This is a genomic window from Vibrio sp. 10N.222.52.B7 (genome assembly GCF_041474275.1).
Lineage (GTDB): Bacteria > Pseudomonadota > Gammaproteobacteria > Enterobacterales > Vibrionaceae > Vibrio > Vibrio crassostreae_C.
The window spans coordinates 1-429 of record NZ_JBFRTU010000281.1 but is presented as its reverse complement, the minus strand read 5'-3'; the positions used below and the strand labels follow the sequence as shown (position 1 = coordinate 429).

Annotated in this window: 1 protein-coding gene; it reads left to right on the top strand. The window is 48.5% G+C overall.

Annotated elements, in window-relative coordinates; all coding sequences use genetic code 11:
• A partial coding sequence (locus AB4512_RS22845) for a pyridoxal-phosphate dependent enzyme (RefSeq protein WP_372175817.1) occupies positions 1 to 429 on the top strand: 429 nt, incomplete at both ends.

The window sequence follows — 429 nt, the reverse complement described above, 5'->3', positions numbered from 1 at the left end:
ACGCTAACCCTCAAGCACGCCCTGAATTGGAATACTCGAGTGGGCAGCGTGACATTTTAAGTGTCGCGAACTCTCAACAGGCGATTAAAGATATCTCTCAATGGCCAGGCTACTCTGTTACTCCTTTGCATGAGCTGAATGCAATCTCTGCTGAGATCGGCGTAAACAAGTTTTGGTACAAAGATGAATCGCAACGTTTTGGCCTGAAGAGTTTTAAAGCACTGGGCGGCGCTTATGCCGTTGCTCGTCAGCTTCAGATTGAAATCGCCAATCGCTATGGGAAGAACCCTACCATAAGTGAGCTGCTCAACGGGGAGTGGAAATCAGAAGTTGCTGAAATCGTTGTCAGCTGTGCGACAGACGGAAATCATGGTCGCTCCGTCGCATGGGGCGCACAAATGTTTGGTTGTGGTTGTGTTATCTACATTC